This window comes from Actinoplanes solisilvae (genome assembly GCF_003999975.1).
Taxonomy (GTDB): Bacteria; Actinomycetota; Actinomycetes; order Mycobacteriales; family Micromonosporaceae; genus Actinoplanes; species Actinoplanes solisilvae.
Genome location: NZ_RJAC01000001.1, coordinates 892,244 through 906,058, shown reverse-complemented (window position 1 = coordinate 906,058; position 13,815 = coordinate 892,244). Strand labels below are relative to the sequence as shown.

13 protein-coding genes are annotated in these 13,815 nt (G+C 71.2%); 7 read left to right on the top strand and 6 right to left on the bottom strand.

Annotated features, from left to right (window positions below; translation table 11 throughout):
- Positions 1-3: 3 nt before the first annotated feature.
- The 7 genes from EER30_RS04345 to EER30_RS04315 all read left to right on the top strand — a co-directional run bounded on the left by EER30_RS04345 (position 4) and on the right by EER30_RS04315 (position 7,202).
- Entirely contained in the window at positions 4-438 is a 435-nt protein-coding gene (locus EER30_RS04345; protein ID WP_127498439.1) for a FliO/MopB family protein, read from the top strand.
- Positions 435-1,328 carry a flagellar type III secretion system pore protein FliP gene (fliP, locus tag EER30_RS04340; RefSeq protein ID WP_127498437.1) on the top strand — a complete coding sequence of 298 codons (894 nt, stop codon included), beginning with the start codon at positions 435-437 and terminating at the stop codon, positions 1,326-1,328. The genes EER30_RS04345 and fliP overlap by 4 nt, the downstream gene beginning before the upstream one ends.
- Positions 1,325-2,089, top strand: a complete 765-nt coding sequence (gene fliR, locus EER30_RS04335) for a flagellar biosynthetic protein FliR (protein ID WP_127498435.1) — start codon at positions 1,325-1,327, stop codon at positions 2,087-2,089. The genes fliP and fliR overlap by 4 nt, the downstream gene beginning before the upstream one ends.
- Before the next feature lie 15 nt (positions 2,090-2,104).
- A complete protein-coding gene (locus EER30_RS04330; RefSeq protein ID WP_127498433.1) occupies positions 2,105-3,196 on the top strand; it encodes an EscU/YscU/HrcU family type III secretion system export apparatus switch protein in 1,092 nt (363 codons plus the stop codon).
- Between the two features lie 151 nt (positions 3,197-3,347).
- Positions 3,348-5,402, top strand: a complete 2,055-nt coding sequence (flhA, locus tag EER30_RS04325; protein WP_127498431.1) for a flagellar biosynthesis protein FlhA — start codon at positions 3,348-3,350, stop codon at positions 5,400-5,402.
- The gene (locus EER30_RS04320; protein ID WP_164842220.1) at positions 5,380-6,969 is read left to right on the top strand and encodes a hypothetical protein; all 1,590 of its coding nucleotides are present in this window, start codon (positions 5,380-5,382) and stop codon (positions 6,967-6,969) included. Before flhA ends, EER30_RS04320 begins: the two co-directional genes overlap by 23 nt.
- Positions 6,966-7,202 (top strand): hypothetical protein, encoded by a 237-nt coding sequence (locus EER30_RS04315; protein WP_127498429.1) that lies wholly within the window; start codon positions 6,966-6,968, stop codon positions 7,200-7,202. The genes EER30_RS04320 and EER30_RS04315 overlap by 4 nt, the downstream gene beginning before the upstream one ends.
- Positions 7,203-7,260: 58 nt before the next feature.
- On the opposite strand, the gene fliK is transcribed toward EER30_RS04315, so the two are convergent.
- The 6 genes from fliK to fliG form a co-directional block, all read right to left on the bottom strand.
- A complete protein-coding gene (gene fliK, locus EER30_RS04310) occupies positions 7,261-9,048 on the bottom strand; it encodes a flagellar hook-length control protein FliK (RefSeq protein WP_127498427.1) in 1,788 nt (595 codons plus the stop codon).
- A 31-nt stretch (positions 9,049-9,079) separates the two neighbouring features.
- A complete protein-coding gene (locus tag EER30_RS04305) occupies positions 9,080-10,066 on the bottom strand; it encodes a transglycosylase SLT domain-containing protein (protein WP_127498425.1) in 987 nt (328 codons plus the stop codon).
- Positions 10,063-10,503 (bottom strand): flagellar FliJ family protein, encoded by a 441-nt coding sequence (locus EER30_RS04300; RefSeq protein ID WP_127498423.1) that lies wholly within the window; start codon positions 10,501-10,503, stop codon positions 10,063-10,065. Before EER30_RS04300 ends, EER30_RS04305 begins: the two co-directional genes overlap by 4 nt.
- Before the next feature lie 236 nt (positions 10,504-10,739).
- The gene (locus EER30_RS04295) at positions 10,740-12,047 is read right to left on the bottom strand and encodes a FliI/YscN family ATPase (RefSeq protein ID WP_127498421.1); all 1,308 of its coding nucleotides are present in this window, start codon (positions 12,045-12,047) and stop codon (positions 10,740-10,742) included.
- Between the two features lie 8 nt (positions 12,048-12,055).
- A complete protein-coding gene (locus EER30_RS04290) occupies positions 12,056-12,736 on the bottom strand; it encodes a FliH/SctL family protein (protein ID WP_240669740.1) in 681 nt (226 codons plus the stop codon).
- Positions 12,720-13,745, bottom strand: coding sequence for a flagellar motor switch protein FliG (gene fliG / locus EER30_RS04285; RefSeq protein ID WP_127498419.1), 1,026 nt, complete (start codon positions 13,743-13,745; stop codon positions 12,720-12,722). Before fliG ends, EER30_RS04290 begins: the two co-directional genes overlap by 17 nt.
- Positions 13,746-13,815: the final 70 nt, after the last annotated feature.

Genomic DNA, 13,815 nt, shown 5'->3' with positions numbered 1-13,815 from the left:
GCCTTGTTGGAGCTCGTCCTGCGGATCGGCTTCTCGCTCTTCATCATCCTCGGGATGATGTGGGGTCTGGCCCGGCTCATCCGCAGGCCGCTGACCGGCCGCGGACACGGTCCGCTGGTCGTGCTCAACCGGCAGCAGCTCTCCCGGGGCGCCGCGGTGACCGTGGTCAAGGTGGCCGACCGGGCGATGATCCTCGGGGTCACCGACCAGCAGGTGAGCCTGTTGGGCGAGGCCGAGATCGAGCTTTTCGAGCACCATCCGGTCGAGCACCGCGACCACCTCGACGTAGACGAAGACCTCGCCGGCGGGTCGCCCGGCCTGCCCGGACGGCACCCGGCGGCGGGCCGGTTCGCCGGGCGGCTCGACGGTTCGCTGCTCTCCCCGCGCACGTGGCGCTCGGCGATGGAGTTCCTCCGCGATCGGACCAGCCACCGATGATCAAACGCGCTCTCTTCCTGCTGCTCGCGAGCCTCGGCTTCGCGCTCGTCCTGCTGCCCGGGGCGGCCACGGCCGAGCCGGCCCGCGCGCCCGCGGCAGTGGTGGAGCGCGCGCCCGCGGCAGTGGTGGAGCGAGTTCTGCCCCAGCGAGTTCTGCCCCAGCGAGTTCTGCCCCAGCGCGCTCCCGCGCCGCCGACGCCTCCGGGCAAGCCCGGGCAGCCCAACATCAACGTGAACATCAACGGCACCAACCCGGACGGCAGCCGACCGGCCACGTCGTTGATCATCATGCTCGGCCTGACGGTGCTGTCGATCGCGCCGGCGGTGCTGCTGCTCTGCACCTGTTTCACCAAGATCTTCATGGTCCTCGGCATCACGCGTAACGCGCTCGGCCTGACCAGCATGCCGCCCAACCAGGTGCTGGCCGGCTTGGCCCTGTTCATCAGCCTGTTCATCATGGGCCCGACCGTCTCGGCCATGAACGAGCAGGGCGTGCAGCCCTATCTGAAGGGCGACAAGACCCAGTCGCAGGCGTTCGAGGCCGGCGTCAAGCCGCTGCGGGACTTCATGTGGCGCACCACCCGCGACGACGAGGTGGCGCTGATGATCAACCTGTCCGGGGACAAGCGGCCGCAGAATCGCGACGACGTCAAGCTCACCACGCTGATCCCGGCCTTCGTGCTCTCCGAGCTGCGCGCCGCGTTCATCATCGGGTTCGTCGTCTTCATCCCGTTCCTGCTGATCGACATGGTCGTCTCGGCCTCCCTGATGTCCCTGGGCATGATGATGCTGCCCCCGGTAACCGTCGCTTTACCCTTCAAGCTTCTGCTGTTCGTGCTGGTCAACGGGTGGGGACTGATCCTTACGGCGCTGGTGAAGTCGTACGGATGAACCTCAGCCTGCCGACCGCCGAACTGCTCGCCCTGCTGCTCGGCGCGGCCCGTACCGGCGCCTGGCTGATGCTCTGCCCGCCGTTCAGCTCCCGGCTCATCCCCGGCCCGGTCAAGGCGCTGCTCTCGGTCGCCCTGACCCTGCCGATGGCCCCCCACCTGCGTGGCACGCTGCCCTCGCTGCAGACCTCGGACATCATCTTCAACATCCTGATCCAGGTCTTCGTGGGCGCGGGCCTGGGCTTCATCACCATGCTCCTGTTTGCCGCCGTGCAGGCCGCCGGTGACCTCATCGACCTGTTCGGCGGTTTCACCCTGGCCATGGGGTACGACCCGCTCTCGCAGAACCAGAGCTCGATCTTCGGCCGGCTCTACAACCTGGTCGCGATCACGCTGCTCTTTGCCACCGACGGCCACCAACTGGTGCTGCGCGGGTTCCTGCAGACCTTCCGTACGGTGCCGTTGGATTGGTCCTTCGGGGCGAGCACGTTCACCGAGCTGATCATCAAGGGGCTCGGCGAGATGTTCGTCGCCGCGATTCAGATCGCCGGACCGCTGATCGCTGTGCTGTTCCTCACCGACGTGGCGTTCGGCTTGCTCAACCGGGTCGCCCCGGCGCTCAACGCGTTCCAGCTCGGCTTCCCGGCCAAGATCTTCATGGTCCTGCTCATCGCCGGGATCGCCATCACGGCGCTGCCCGGAGTGGTCGACTCGCTGGTGGACCGCTCGGTCAGCGCGGTGCTCCAGCTAAGTCGCGGCTAGAGGGGAGGGGGTGCGATGTCGGGCGAGAAGACAGAACAACCGACACCCCAGAAACTCAAGAAGGCCAAGCGCGAGGGCCAGATCGGCCGCAGCCAGGACATCGGCGCCTGGTTCGGCATGCTGGCCGCGAGCGTGATGCTGCCGCGCACGATGAAATCGGCGCTGGAGCACGCCGAGAAGATCATGGTCCAGATTCCCGAGGTCATCGCCGACCCCCAGCCGACCCTCGCGTTCGCCCTTCTCAAACAGGCCGCGATGGGTACGGCGTGGGCCGTGCTGCCCCTGAGCCTGACGATGATGGTGGTCGGCATCGCGGCGGCCGGGGCGCAGGGCGGCATCCGGGTCGCCACCAAGCTGTTCATCCCGAAGTTCAGCCGGCTCAACCCGTGGCCCGGCCTCAAGCGGATGCTCGGCCCGCAGGCGCTCTGGGAGGGCACGAAGGCGCTGGTCAAGACGGCTGTGCTGGCCGGCGTCCTCTACACCACGACCAAAGAGGTCTTCCCGGCGCTGATGACCGCCGGTCAGCTCCCGCTCGCGGCTCTGCTCGGCACGGTCGTGGACGCCACCCTCAACCTGATCCGGGCCGCCTCGGTGGCCGGCATCGCGATGGCCGCCGCCGACTACTTCGTCGTGCGCCGCCGCACCAACAAGCAGCTGCGGATGACCAAGGAAGAAGTCAAACAGGAGTACAAGAACTCCGAGGGTGACCCGCTGATCAAGGCGCAGATCCGGGCCCGGCAGATGGCGATGTCGCGCAACCGGCAGATGGCCGACGTGCCGACCGCCGACGTCGTGATGGTCAACCCCACCCACGTGGCGGTCGCGCTGCGCTACGAGCCGCAGAAGGGCGCGCCGCGCGTGGTGGCCAAGGGGCAGGGCCCGCTCGCCACCAAGATCCGCGAGTTGGCGGCCGAGCACCGTGTGGCCATGGTCGAGGACAAGCCGCTGGCCCGGGCGCTCTACAAGGGGGTCGAGGTGGGACACGAGATCCCTGCTGAGTTCTTCGGGACGGTGGCCAAGGTGCTGGCGTTCGTCATGAGTCTGAAGGCGAAAGGATCGTCGGCAGGACTGCACCGCAACCCATCCTCCGCCACAGAGGCCGCATAACTGAAAAGTTAGGAGATTTCCTCACATAGGTCCCTCGAACGGGGGAGGATCGCCTTGTGAATGAGCAGTCCCCGCTCAGCGTCGGCGGCTGACCGCCGAACAGAAAAACGCGACCGCAGGGATGGTTCACCGTCCACTCCTGGAAGGTGCCGTGAAGAACCGAGGCGTCAGCAAGCTTGCCGTCCCCGTCGGGGTCATCGGCATCATCCTCATGATGGTCGTGCCCATGCCGACCTTCCTGCTGGACACGCTGATCGCGGTCAACATCACCGGCGCCCTCCTGATCCTGCTGGTCAGCATGTTCGTGCAGAAGCCGCTCGACTTCTCGGTCTTCCCGGCGCTGCTGCTCGTGGCCACGCTGTTCAGGCTGGCCCTCAATATCAGCGCGACGCGGCTCGTGCTGCGCGACGGCGACGCCGGCAAGGTGATCCACGCCTTCGGCAGCTTCGTGGTCGGCGGCAACCTGGTCATCGGTCTGGTGATCTTCCTGATCCTGGTGATCGTCCAGATGATCGTGGTGACCAAGGGCGCCGAGCGGGTGGCCGAGGTCGGTGCCCGCTTCACCCTCGACGCCATGCCCGGCAAGCAGATGGCGATCGACGCCGACCTGAACGCCGGCCTGATCGACGAGGACCAGGCCAAGCAGCGCCGCGCCGAGGTCGGCGCCGAGGCCGAGTTCTACGGCGCGATGGACGGTGGTTCCAAGTTCGTCAAGGGCGACGCCATCGCCGCCGTCATCATCACGCTGATCAACCTGATCGGCGGGTTCGCGATCGGCGTGGCCCAGCAGGGCATGTCCGCCGGCGACGCGATAAACCACTACAGCCTGCTGAGCATCGGCGACGGCCTGGTCTCCCAGATCCCCGCGCTGCTCCTCTCGGTCGCCACCGGTCTGATCGTGACCCGCTCGGCCACCTCGGGCGACATGGGCTCAACCGTCACCGCCCAGCTCGGCCAGAACAAGCTCGCGCTGCGCATCGCGGGCGGCGCCGCTCTCGCCCTCTGCGTCATCCCCGGCCTGCCCAAGGTCCCGTTCCTGCTGGTCGGTGTGGCCGTGCTGGTGGCCGCCCAGCGCATCAAGGACCCGGTGCCCGAGGCGGAAGCCGCCGCGGCGGCTGCGGCGGCCGAGACCGTCGACATGCCACCGGCCGACTCGCCGGAACAACTCCTCGGCGAGATGCGGGTCGACCCGCTGGAACTGGCCCTGTCGCCCGACCTGGTCGACCTCGTCGACGCCAGCAGCGGCGACCTGCTCGACCGGGTTCGGGCCCTGCGCCGCAAGATGGCGATGGAGCTCGGCGTGATCATGCCGCCGGTGCGCACCCGGGACGACCTCGATCTGCCCCTCTCCTCGTACGCCATCCGCATCTCGGGCGTCGACGCCGGCACCGGCGAGGCGCCGCCCGGCACGGTGCTGGCCATCGGCGACGGGTTGCAGGGCCTGCCCGGCCGGGCCGGTGTCGAACCGGTCTTCGGCCTCCCCGGCAAGTGGGTCCCCGCCGAGCTGCACTATCAGGCCGAGCTCTCCGGTGCGACCGTCGTCGACCGGGCCAGCGTGATCATCACGCACCTGGCCGAGGTGGTGCGCAGCAACGCCAGCCGCCTGCTCGGGCGCGAGGACGTGCGGGCGCTGGCCGAGATGGTCAAGCGCACCCACCCGGTGGTCGTCGAGGAGCTGACCCCGGCCGTGCTCAGCCTCGGCCAGATCCAGAAGGTTCTGCAGGCGCTGCTCGACGAGGGCGTGCCGGTACGCGACCTGGTGCGCATCTTCGAGGCGCTCTCCCTACGAGCGAAGGTCTCCGTCGACCAGGACAGCCTGGTCGAGGCAGCCCGCGCGGCTCTGGGCCCGGCCATCGCGGCCCAGTACACGGCCGGCGGCCGCCTCACGGTGATCACGCTCGATCCCATGCTCGAGCAGCAGCTGCTCGAATCTCTGCGGCCCAGCGAGACCGGGGCCTTCATGGCGATCGACGGCATGCGTGCCGAGTCGATCGTCAGCGAGGCGGCCCGGCTCGCCGAAACCGCGGAACAGCAGGGCCTGGCACCGGTGCTGGCCTGCTCGCCACAGCTGCGACTGCCCCTGATGCGTCTTCTGCGCGCCGGCTCACGCCGGGTTCAGGTGCTCTCGTACGGCGAAATCTCTGGTTCCACAGCACAGATCGAGACGATAGGGGTGGTGAACGGTGCCTACGCGGGTGCTGCTTGAGGGGCCGGCGATCGAGCCGTTGCTGGCTCAGGTACGCGATGAGTACGGCTCCCGTGTCCGGATCATCTCAGCCGACAAAGTCCGCAGTGGCGGCGTCGGCGGCTTCTTCGCGAAACAGCATTACGAGCTGTCCGTCGAAGTGCCGGACCCGAACGAGGACAGGACAGACATGTCGCAACGCACGAAGACGGCCGACGACGGCCAGCACAGCTTGGAGCGGCTTCTGGAACGGGCCGAGTCGCAGGACCGGATGGACGAACCGGCCCCGGGCGCCGCACGCGGGTTCGGCACGGCCTCGCCGCGATCGGTGACGCCGGCGTCGTTCGGGATCTCCCGGCCGACCGAGGCGACACCGCGGCCGTCGCCCGAGAACAACTTCGGCGCCGACGAGGGCCGGTCCGCCGCTCTCGGCGACACCGGAGCCGCCTTCGCCGAGCTGATGGCCGGCCTGAACGGCGGAGACACCACCGAGCGGCTCACGACCCGGCCCAAGGCCGAGCCGCGAGAGGACACCCCGACGGTACGGCCGTTCCGCCCGGCCGCCGCGAGCGAGCCGGCGCTGAACACGCCGCCCCGTACGCCGGCCTCGCCGCCGATGGCGCCCCAGTCGCCCGCCGCGCCGCCTGCCCCGGTCGCGCCGGTCGCCCCGCCGCCCGCGCCGATCGTGGCGCAGACGTCGACGGCGCCCAGCCTGGCCGAGCGGATCGGGGGCCTGGCCGCCAGCGCGGTCGAGATCGACCCACCCGGTCCCGTCGATGAGCCGTACGGCTTCCCGCAGGCCGCACCGGTCTCGGCGATGCCGGCGCCCGTCTCGCCGGCCGCCGCCGTACCGGCCGTGGCGGGCGCCGCGGTGGCTCCGGTGGGTGACGCCGACCCGGTCATCCGCAACCTGATGACGGTCGGCATGCCCGAGCCGATGGCCCGGCAGATCACCGGCGGGGACACGTACGCCGGGGTGCTGAGCGTGCTGGCCGCGCGTCCCGCCGCCCCGGCCGTCCCCGACGGTCCCGGCGAGATCCTGGTGCTCGCGGGCGACCTCAACCTGGGCGTCACGATCGGCCGTGACCTGCTCGAGCAGATCGGCGTGTCGGAGAACCATCTCCTGCTCGCCGCCCACTCGACGGCCGGCACCGGGCTGCACTCGTCGCGGCTGATCTCCACGCCGGAGGCGGCCGAGCAGCGCGCCGAGAAGCTGCAGACGGCCGAGGACCCCTGGGTCGTGGTGCTGGAGGCCCCGGTCGGTGGCAGCGACCCGATCTGGATCAACGAGATGTGCGACGCGATCGGGGCCACGGCGCTGTGGGCCGTCGTCGACGCCACCCGCAAGACCGCCGACACGGCCCGCCACCTGCGCACGCTCGGCGAGGTCGAGTCGCTGGTGGTGCACGGCGTCGAGCTGACGGCCGACCCGGCGTCGGTGCTCGGCCTGGAACTGCCCGTCTATTCGCTGGACGGCAAGCCGGCCACTCCGCACGCCTGGGCCGCCATGCTCTGCGCGCGGATCGCCTCGGACGTCATGCCGGTGGCCGCGGCTCCGCGGCGCGTCACCCGATCGGCGCGGCAGTGATCCGTCCGTCGGTCCTGCTGTTCGCGCTGCTGATCAGCGCGCCGGCACTGTACCGGTACGTTCTCGACCAGGTCGACATCACCGAGGTACTGATCCGGTTCGTGATCGCGGTGCCCATCGCCGCCCTGCTGCTCGCGGGGTTGCGATTCGTCACCGCCGGTTACGGCCGGCCGGAGGGGAAGCCGGAAGGCACCCCGGTGACACCAACCCCGATGGACGTGCACGAGGCGTAAGAAACAAGCAGAAGGGGTGGCCGCGTTCAGCGGCCACCCCTTCTGCTTTGTTGCTGCCTCAGGCGTGGGTGTCCAGGCGGCTGCTGCCCGGCGCGGCCGGGCGGATCGTCGGGGTGTTCGTCTCGGCCGGCGCCGCGGCCGGCCCGGTCTCGCGTCGTCCGCCACCGGGCGTCCCGGGCCCGAACTGCTGCCGCGCCTGCTCCTGCTGCGCGTTGCCCTGGCGCAGGTCGAGCGTCGTGTTGCGGAAGCCGGCGTCGTCCAGCTGCCTCCGCAGGTCGTCGAGGGCGTTGCGCAGCGCGTCGTTGCCGGCCTCGGTGCCGCTGGTGAGCTGCACGTTGATGTCGCCGTTGCGGATCTCGGCGACGACCTGCACGGGCCCCAGGTCGACCGGGTGCAGGTGCACGGTCAGCCGGTGCACGCCGTCGGCGTCCAGCTTCAGCGGCACGATCCGCATGGCGACCTGGGCGGCCGGCGGCGGCGTGGGCGCGCCCGAAGCGGGTGGCGGCGGGGCGCCTGCGGCGGGAGCGGCCGGAGCGGTCGCCTGTGGACCCGAGACACCGGCGATGCCCGCCTGGCCGAGCGCGTCGGTGGCCGCGCCGTCGGGCGCCACACCGGGGGCGGCCGCCGGGTTGACGGGATTCGCCGTCGTGGCCTGATCCGGAAGCGGGCCGGCGGACTGGGCCGCGGGAGCGCCGGGCGCCGGAGCAGCGTTGGGGTCAGCCGGAACGGGGTCGGCGGGCATGGGTGTGGACGTGGACGTGGGCGCGGCATCGGTGGGCGGCGTTGTCGCGTCGGGCTGGGGCGCCAGACCGGCCGGCCGAGGACCGGCCATGACCGGTCCGGCGGCGGTGGTGGTGGACGTGAGGGCTGCGGTGGCTTCGGCGGCCGCGGCCGGGCCGGCCGGTGTCGCGGTGCCGGTGGTGCCCGTCGCCGGCTGGTCCGGCGTCGTGGCGGCCGCGTTCTGGGCCAGTTGGGCGGCCAGGGCGGGCGGGATAGGTGCCCCGGGGGCGGCGGTCCCCTGAGGTGCCGGTCCGGCGGGGGTCGCCGGGCTGGTGGCCTGTGTGCCGGCCGTGGGTACCTCGCCTCCGGGAGTGGCGGGTGCGGCGGGTCCGAGGGCGGGCGGGGCCCCGGCGGCGGGCGCGGATCCGGAGGCGGGCGGCGAGGCGTCAGCAGTCGCCGGAGGCCCTGGTACGGGTGTTTCGACGGTGGCATCGGCGGGCGGGTTCGGCGCGGCCTCCCCGGAGGGAATCGTCGCGGCGAGGGCGGCGCCGGCCTGCGCGGCTGCCGCGTCAGTGGGACCGGCCGGTGCGACGGTCGACTGTTCGGTGGGCCGAGTGTCGTCGTTCTCCGCGGCGCCCCGGTCACTCGTCGAGACACGATCGGCGCCGGCCTCGGAACGGCCCGCCCGGTCCGCGGCGTCACCGGATCGGGCCGGCCCGTTCGAGGACCGATCGGCCTGAACCTCGGAACGGCCCGTGTCCCGCTGCTCAGCGTCGGCCCGGCCCCGGTCCGCGCGGTCGGTCGTGGCATCGCGGTGAGCCGTGTCCCTCTGCAGAGCACTGCGCCCGGCGGCGCGCTCGGCCGCCGCCCGCCGGTCGGCGGCCCGGTCGGCGGCCCGGTCGGCGGTGGCGGCGCGCTGGTCGGCCGCACGATCCGTGGCCCGGTCCGCCGCGCGCCGATCGTCCCGGCCCTCCGCCGTGGTCCGCCCGTCGCGTTCCGTCCGGTCGAGCTCGGCCGACAGCGCCGACCCGAACTCCTCCCCGCCCTCGCCCCGCTTAGGAGGACGTCGGCCGACGTCGGCCGACGACGCGCGGTCGGCCCCGCTGACGTGATTCGGCGATTTCATTGCGGCTCTCCTCAGGTTGGGGCGATCCTGCTCAGCCGCCGAGCGCGGTGAGGGCCTTCTGGACCTTCGGGACGTATGCCTGGGTCTCCGAGAACGGCGGGATGCCGCCGTACTTGTGCACCGCTCCGCCGCCCGCGTTGTAGGCCGCCAGGGCCAGCGGCAGCGATTTGAACTCGCGCAGATTGCGGGCCAGCAGCTTGGCCCCGCCGTTGATGGCCTGCTCCGGGTCGAACGAGTCACGCACGCCGAGCCCCTTGGCCGTCGACGGCATGAGCTGCATGAGGCCCTGCGCCCCGGCCTTGCTGACCGCGCTGGGGTCGTACCCGGACTCGACCTTGGCGACCGCGGCGAGCAGCTTGGGCGAGACGCCGTACCGGTTGCCGGCCTTCACGAACAGATCCGAGTACGGCACCCCGTTCAGCGCGCTGCTTCCCTGCAGTCCGGCGGGGCGGACCGCGGCCGGCGCGGAGATCGTGGGGAAGTCCGACACCACCCGGCGGATGTGCGTCGGCTTCTCGTACACGGTCTGGACCTTGACCTGGTCTCCCGGCTTGGGGGCCGCGATCATCTTGTTGTCGCCCAGGTAGATGGCGACGTGGTCGACGGGGGAGTCGAAGGCGAGGATGTCGCCCGGCTTGGCCTGCGCCAGGTTGGCCACCGGCTCGCCCGCCTTGGCCTGCTGGTGCGACAGACGGGGCACCTTGATGCCCAGGTCTCCAAAGGCACGCTGCACCAGCGCCGAGCAGTCGAGCCCACGGTCCGGGTCGGTGCTGCCGAAGACGTACGGGGTCCCGAGGTATTTCTTGGCCGCGTCGACCACGTCCTGACCCGTCGCCTGGCTGTTCAGCCTCATGCTTCCCGGCCCGCCGGTGGCGTCGGCCAGCGCCGAGGCGAAGGTCGGGTCGGCGCCCTGGCTGGTGACCGTGCCCGTCGCGCCCGGCGCCGGATTGACCGGTGCGAGCCCGAGGTGCCCCTGCAGCACCTGGATGCGGTTGAGCACCCCCGAGACACCCATCATTCGGCGACTCCGCGGGCCTCGTTGCGAGCCTTGGTGGTCAGTGCGATCTCGTCCAGGTTGGCCTGTTCGACGCGCAAGTCGTTGGCCCGCACCATCTCGGCGTGCCGCTCGGCCATCATCTCGACCGCGCGACGTCGTTTGGCCGCGTCGGCCAGTACGGCCATGCGCTCGCGCTCGACCTCCTCGGCGTCGGAGACCATGCGGTGGGCGCTCATCAGCGCGCCGGCGAGCGACTGGCGGGCCACCAGGGACGCGACCATCGCGCGGGCGGTGCCCTCGGTCGGGGCGTCGGAACCGACCAGGTCGAGCTGGCGGCGGCGGACCAGTTGCTCGGCCTGACGGATCTCGGCCCGCGACTGGATCACGGCGCCCTTGGCCGCGTCTTCCTGGGCCTTTCGGGCGCGCAGGACAGGCGAGAGTCGGAAGAAGCGATTCAACGTACTGCCTCCTTGCGCGCGGACGGGCCCTCACTTATCCGGTCGGCGCGCCAACCGAACTGCTGAGTACCTGCACCCGTTAAGCAACTGTGCCTAATTGCTCCGCTTCGCTCCGCGGGCGATTCGCCCCTTGAGGCCGATGAGGGGGCGCCCGGTTTTCCGCCGTCCGCAAAACCGGCGGCCGTCGGAAAACCGAGCGCCCCCTCATCGACGGACGAATCGCGGGCGAGTCGCGATCAGGCGGATTGGATGAGTGCTCTGAGCTGGGCCCAGGCCTCGTCGGCGGTGACGCGTTCGTCGAGGCCCTGGCGCAGAAAGGCGGTGATCTGCGGCCAGACGGCGGTGGCGCGGTCGGCGTCCGGGTTGGTCCCCGCCACGTACGCCCCGATCTCGACCAGCTCGCGCACCTCGCGATAGGCGGCCATCATCCGGCGCAGCTCGGTGGCGTCGGACCGCTGCTCCGGCGTGGTGATCTTGTTGGCTACGCGGGAGATCGAGTCGAGGGCCTGGATGCTCGGGAAGTGGCCGGCCGTGGCCAGCTTGCGGTCGAGCACGATGTGACCGTCGAGGATCGACCGGGCCGCGTCGGCGATCGGTTCGTTGTGGTCGTCGCCCTCGACCAGCACGGTATAGAGGCCGGTGATGCTGCCCCGCGCGCCCGGCCCGGCCCGCTCCAGCAGCGAGGCCAGCATCGCGAAGACCGACGGCGGATATCCGCGGGTGGCCGGCGGCTCGCCCACCGACAGCCCCACCTCGCGCTGCGCCATCGCCGCACGGGTCACGCTGTCCATCATGAGCAGCACGTCGGCGCCCTCGTCGCGGTAGTACTCGGCGATCCGGGTGGCCACCGCCCCGGCCCGCAGGCGTACGAGCGGCGGCGTGTCCGAGGTCGCGATCACCACCACCGACCTCGCCAGACCCTCCTCGCCCAGGTCGTGCTCGATGAACTCGCGTACCTCGCGGCCACGCTCGCCGACCAGGGCCACCACGTTCAGCTCGGCCGAGGTGCCTCGGGTGATCATGCTCATCAGGGTCGACTTACCGACGCCGGAGCCGGCGAAGATGCCGATGCGCTGCCCGCGCCCGCACGGCACGAGCGTGTCCAGGACCCGTACGCCCAGGGACATCGGAACGTCGACGAGCTGGCGCTCCATCGCCGACGGGGGCGCCGAGTCGATGCTGACCAGGTGACCACGCAGCGGGGGACCGCCGTCCATCGGGCGTCCCAGCCCGTCCAGGATGCGGCCCTGCAGGTCGGGCCCGACCGCCACCCGCAGCGGGCCTCCGGTGCTGGTCACCGGCGTGCCCGCGCCCAGCCCGGCGATCGGGCCGAGCGGCAGGCAGGACAGTTTCTCGCCGTCGATCGCGGCCACCTCGGCATAGACCGCGTCCGGGCCGTCGCCCATCTGCAGCAGGTCGCCGACGCGCGCGTCGACGCCGCTGACAGTCACGCGCAGACCGACCGCGCCGGTCACCTTGCCCCGGGTGAGAGGGCGGGCCGCTTCCAGGGCCGCCGACATGCGATGCCGGAATACGTCGGTCATGTGGTCCCCTAATGCAGCCGCAGCGCTTCCCGGGCCCGTGCGACCGCGGCCGCGATGGTGGCGTCCACCGTCGACATGCCGGTCTCGGCGATGGCGTCGCCGGGTCGCAGCGCGTCGTCGGGGCGCAGGCGGACCTGGCGTCCCTCGTAGTCGAAATCCGTGTCGCCGGCCTCGCCGACGAGCGTCTGATAGTCGTCCGGGTGCAGGCTGACGACCAGCTTGCCGGTCTCGGGGGTGGCCGCCATGGCCCGTCGCACCGCGGCCACGGTGCGGCCCTGCGGGTCGTCGAGGCTGCGGCCGACGATCGCCTCGGCCAGCTCGAAGGCGTGCGCGAGGAGTACCTCGTGCAGCTCGGCGAGGGTCGGCATGAGCTGGTTCTCGTGCTCGGTCACGGCCCGGCCGAGCGCGTTGACGGCCTGGGCCAGCGCGGTCGCCCGGCGCTGCTCGAACGCCTGCTCGGCAGCCGACGCCCGGGCCGACGCGTTCTGGGCCGCGGCCGCCGCCTCACGCTGGCCCTGCGCCCAGCCCTCGGCATAGCCGGCGGTGCGGGCCGACTGCTTGGCGCGGTCGACCGTGTCGCCGCCGGCCGGCAGTCCGGTGCGCAGGTCGACGCCGAACCGCGCGGCGGCGGCCGAGTCGGCCATCGTGCCGCGCAGCACCGGGCTGCCGTTCTCAGGCGATGAGCTCATCGGCCTCGCCGCCGCGCTGGACCTCGATCTGCCCGGATTCCTCGAGCGAGCGGATCACGGAGACGATCTTGGCCTGCGCTTCCTCGACCATCTTGATCTTCACTGGGCCGAGCAGGTCGATCTCCTCGAGCAGGTTGTCACGGCCGCGCTCGGAGAGGTTCTTGGTGACCTTGTCGCGTACGGGCTCGGGTACGCCCTTGAGCGCGGTGGCCAGATCGGCCGGCTCGACCTGGCGCAGCACGAGCTGCACCGCGCGGTCCTCGAGGTGGATGATGTCCTCGAACATGAACATGCGCCGGCGGATCTCCTCGGCCAGCTCGGGACTGCGCGCGTCCAGGGCCTCCAGGATGAGGCGCTCGGTCGTACGGTCGGCGCGGTTGATGATCTCGACCAGCGGCTGCAGGCCACCGACCGTGGAGAGCTCGTCGGGCTGCAGCACGGTCGAGAGCTTGCGCTGCAACGCCTGCTCGACCTGGCGGATCACGTCGGGCGAGGTGCGGTCCATGACCGCGATGCGGTGCGCGACCTCGGTCTGCACCTCGATCGGCAGCCCGGCCAGGATCGACGAGGCGAGCGCCGAGGGGATGTGCGCCAGCACCAGCGCGATCGTCTGCGGGTGTTCGTGCTGCACGTAGGAGAGAAGCTGCCGGGGGTCGGCGTGGCTGAGGAAGTTGAACGGGATGTCGTTCATCGAGGCTTCGAGCCGGTCGAGGATCAGCGCGGCGCGATCCTTGCCCAGCGACGCCTCGAGCAGCTCACGGGCGTAGTCGATGCCGCCCGACCCGGCGTACCGGGTGGTCGCCATCGCGTAGAACTCGTCCATCACGTCGTCGACCTGGTTCGGTTCCAGTTTGCCGAGCCGGGCGATCTCGGCCGAGACCATCTCGACCTCTTTCTCCGACATCTGCGACATGATGTGCGCGGACTGCTCCTTGCCGAACTGGACGAGCATGATGGCGGCCTTGCGCACGCCCGTCATCGACATGGTGGTGAGTGCCGGTGTGGTCAACGCGTTACTCCCTCGGACCGTCAGCAGAGAATCAACCCGGCGGCCGACCCGCGGCCGGCCGCCGTGCGAA

Bases quoted from the DNA above. Each gene is read 5' to 3' on its own strand.
- fliP (WP_127498437.1), top strand. From the start codon at position 435: ATGATCAAACGCGCTCTCTTCCTGCTGCTCGCGAGCCTCGGCTTCGCG.
- fliR (WP_127498435.1), top strand. From the start codon at position 1,325: ATGAACCTCAGCCTGCCGACCGCCGAACTGCTCGCCCTGCTGCTCGGC.
- EER30_RS04330 (WP_127498433.1), top strand. From the start codon at position 2,105: ATGTCGGGCGAGAAGACAGAACAACCGACACCCCAGAAACTCAAGAAG.
- fliK (WP_127498427.1), bottom strand. From the start codon at position 9,048: ATGAAATCGCCGAATCACGTCAGCGGGGCCGACCGCGCGTCGTCGGCC.
- EER30_RS04305 (WP_127498425.1), bottom strand. From the start codon at position 10,066: ATGATGGGTGTCTCGGGGGTGCTCAACCGCATCCAGGTGCTGCAGGGG.
- EER30_RS04295 (WP_127498421.1), bottom strand. From the start codon at position 12,047: ATGACCGACGTATTCCGGCATCGCATGTCGGCGGCCCTGGAAGCGGCC.
- EER30_RS04290 (WP_240669740.1), bottom strand. From the start codon at position 12,736: ATGAGCTCATCGCCTGAGAACGGCAGCCCGGTGCTGCGCGGCACGATG.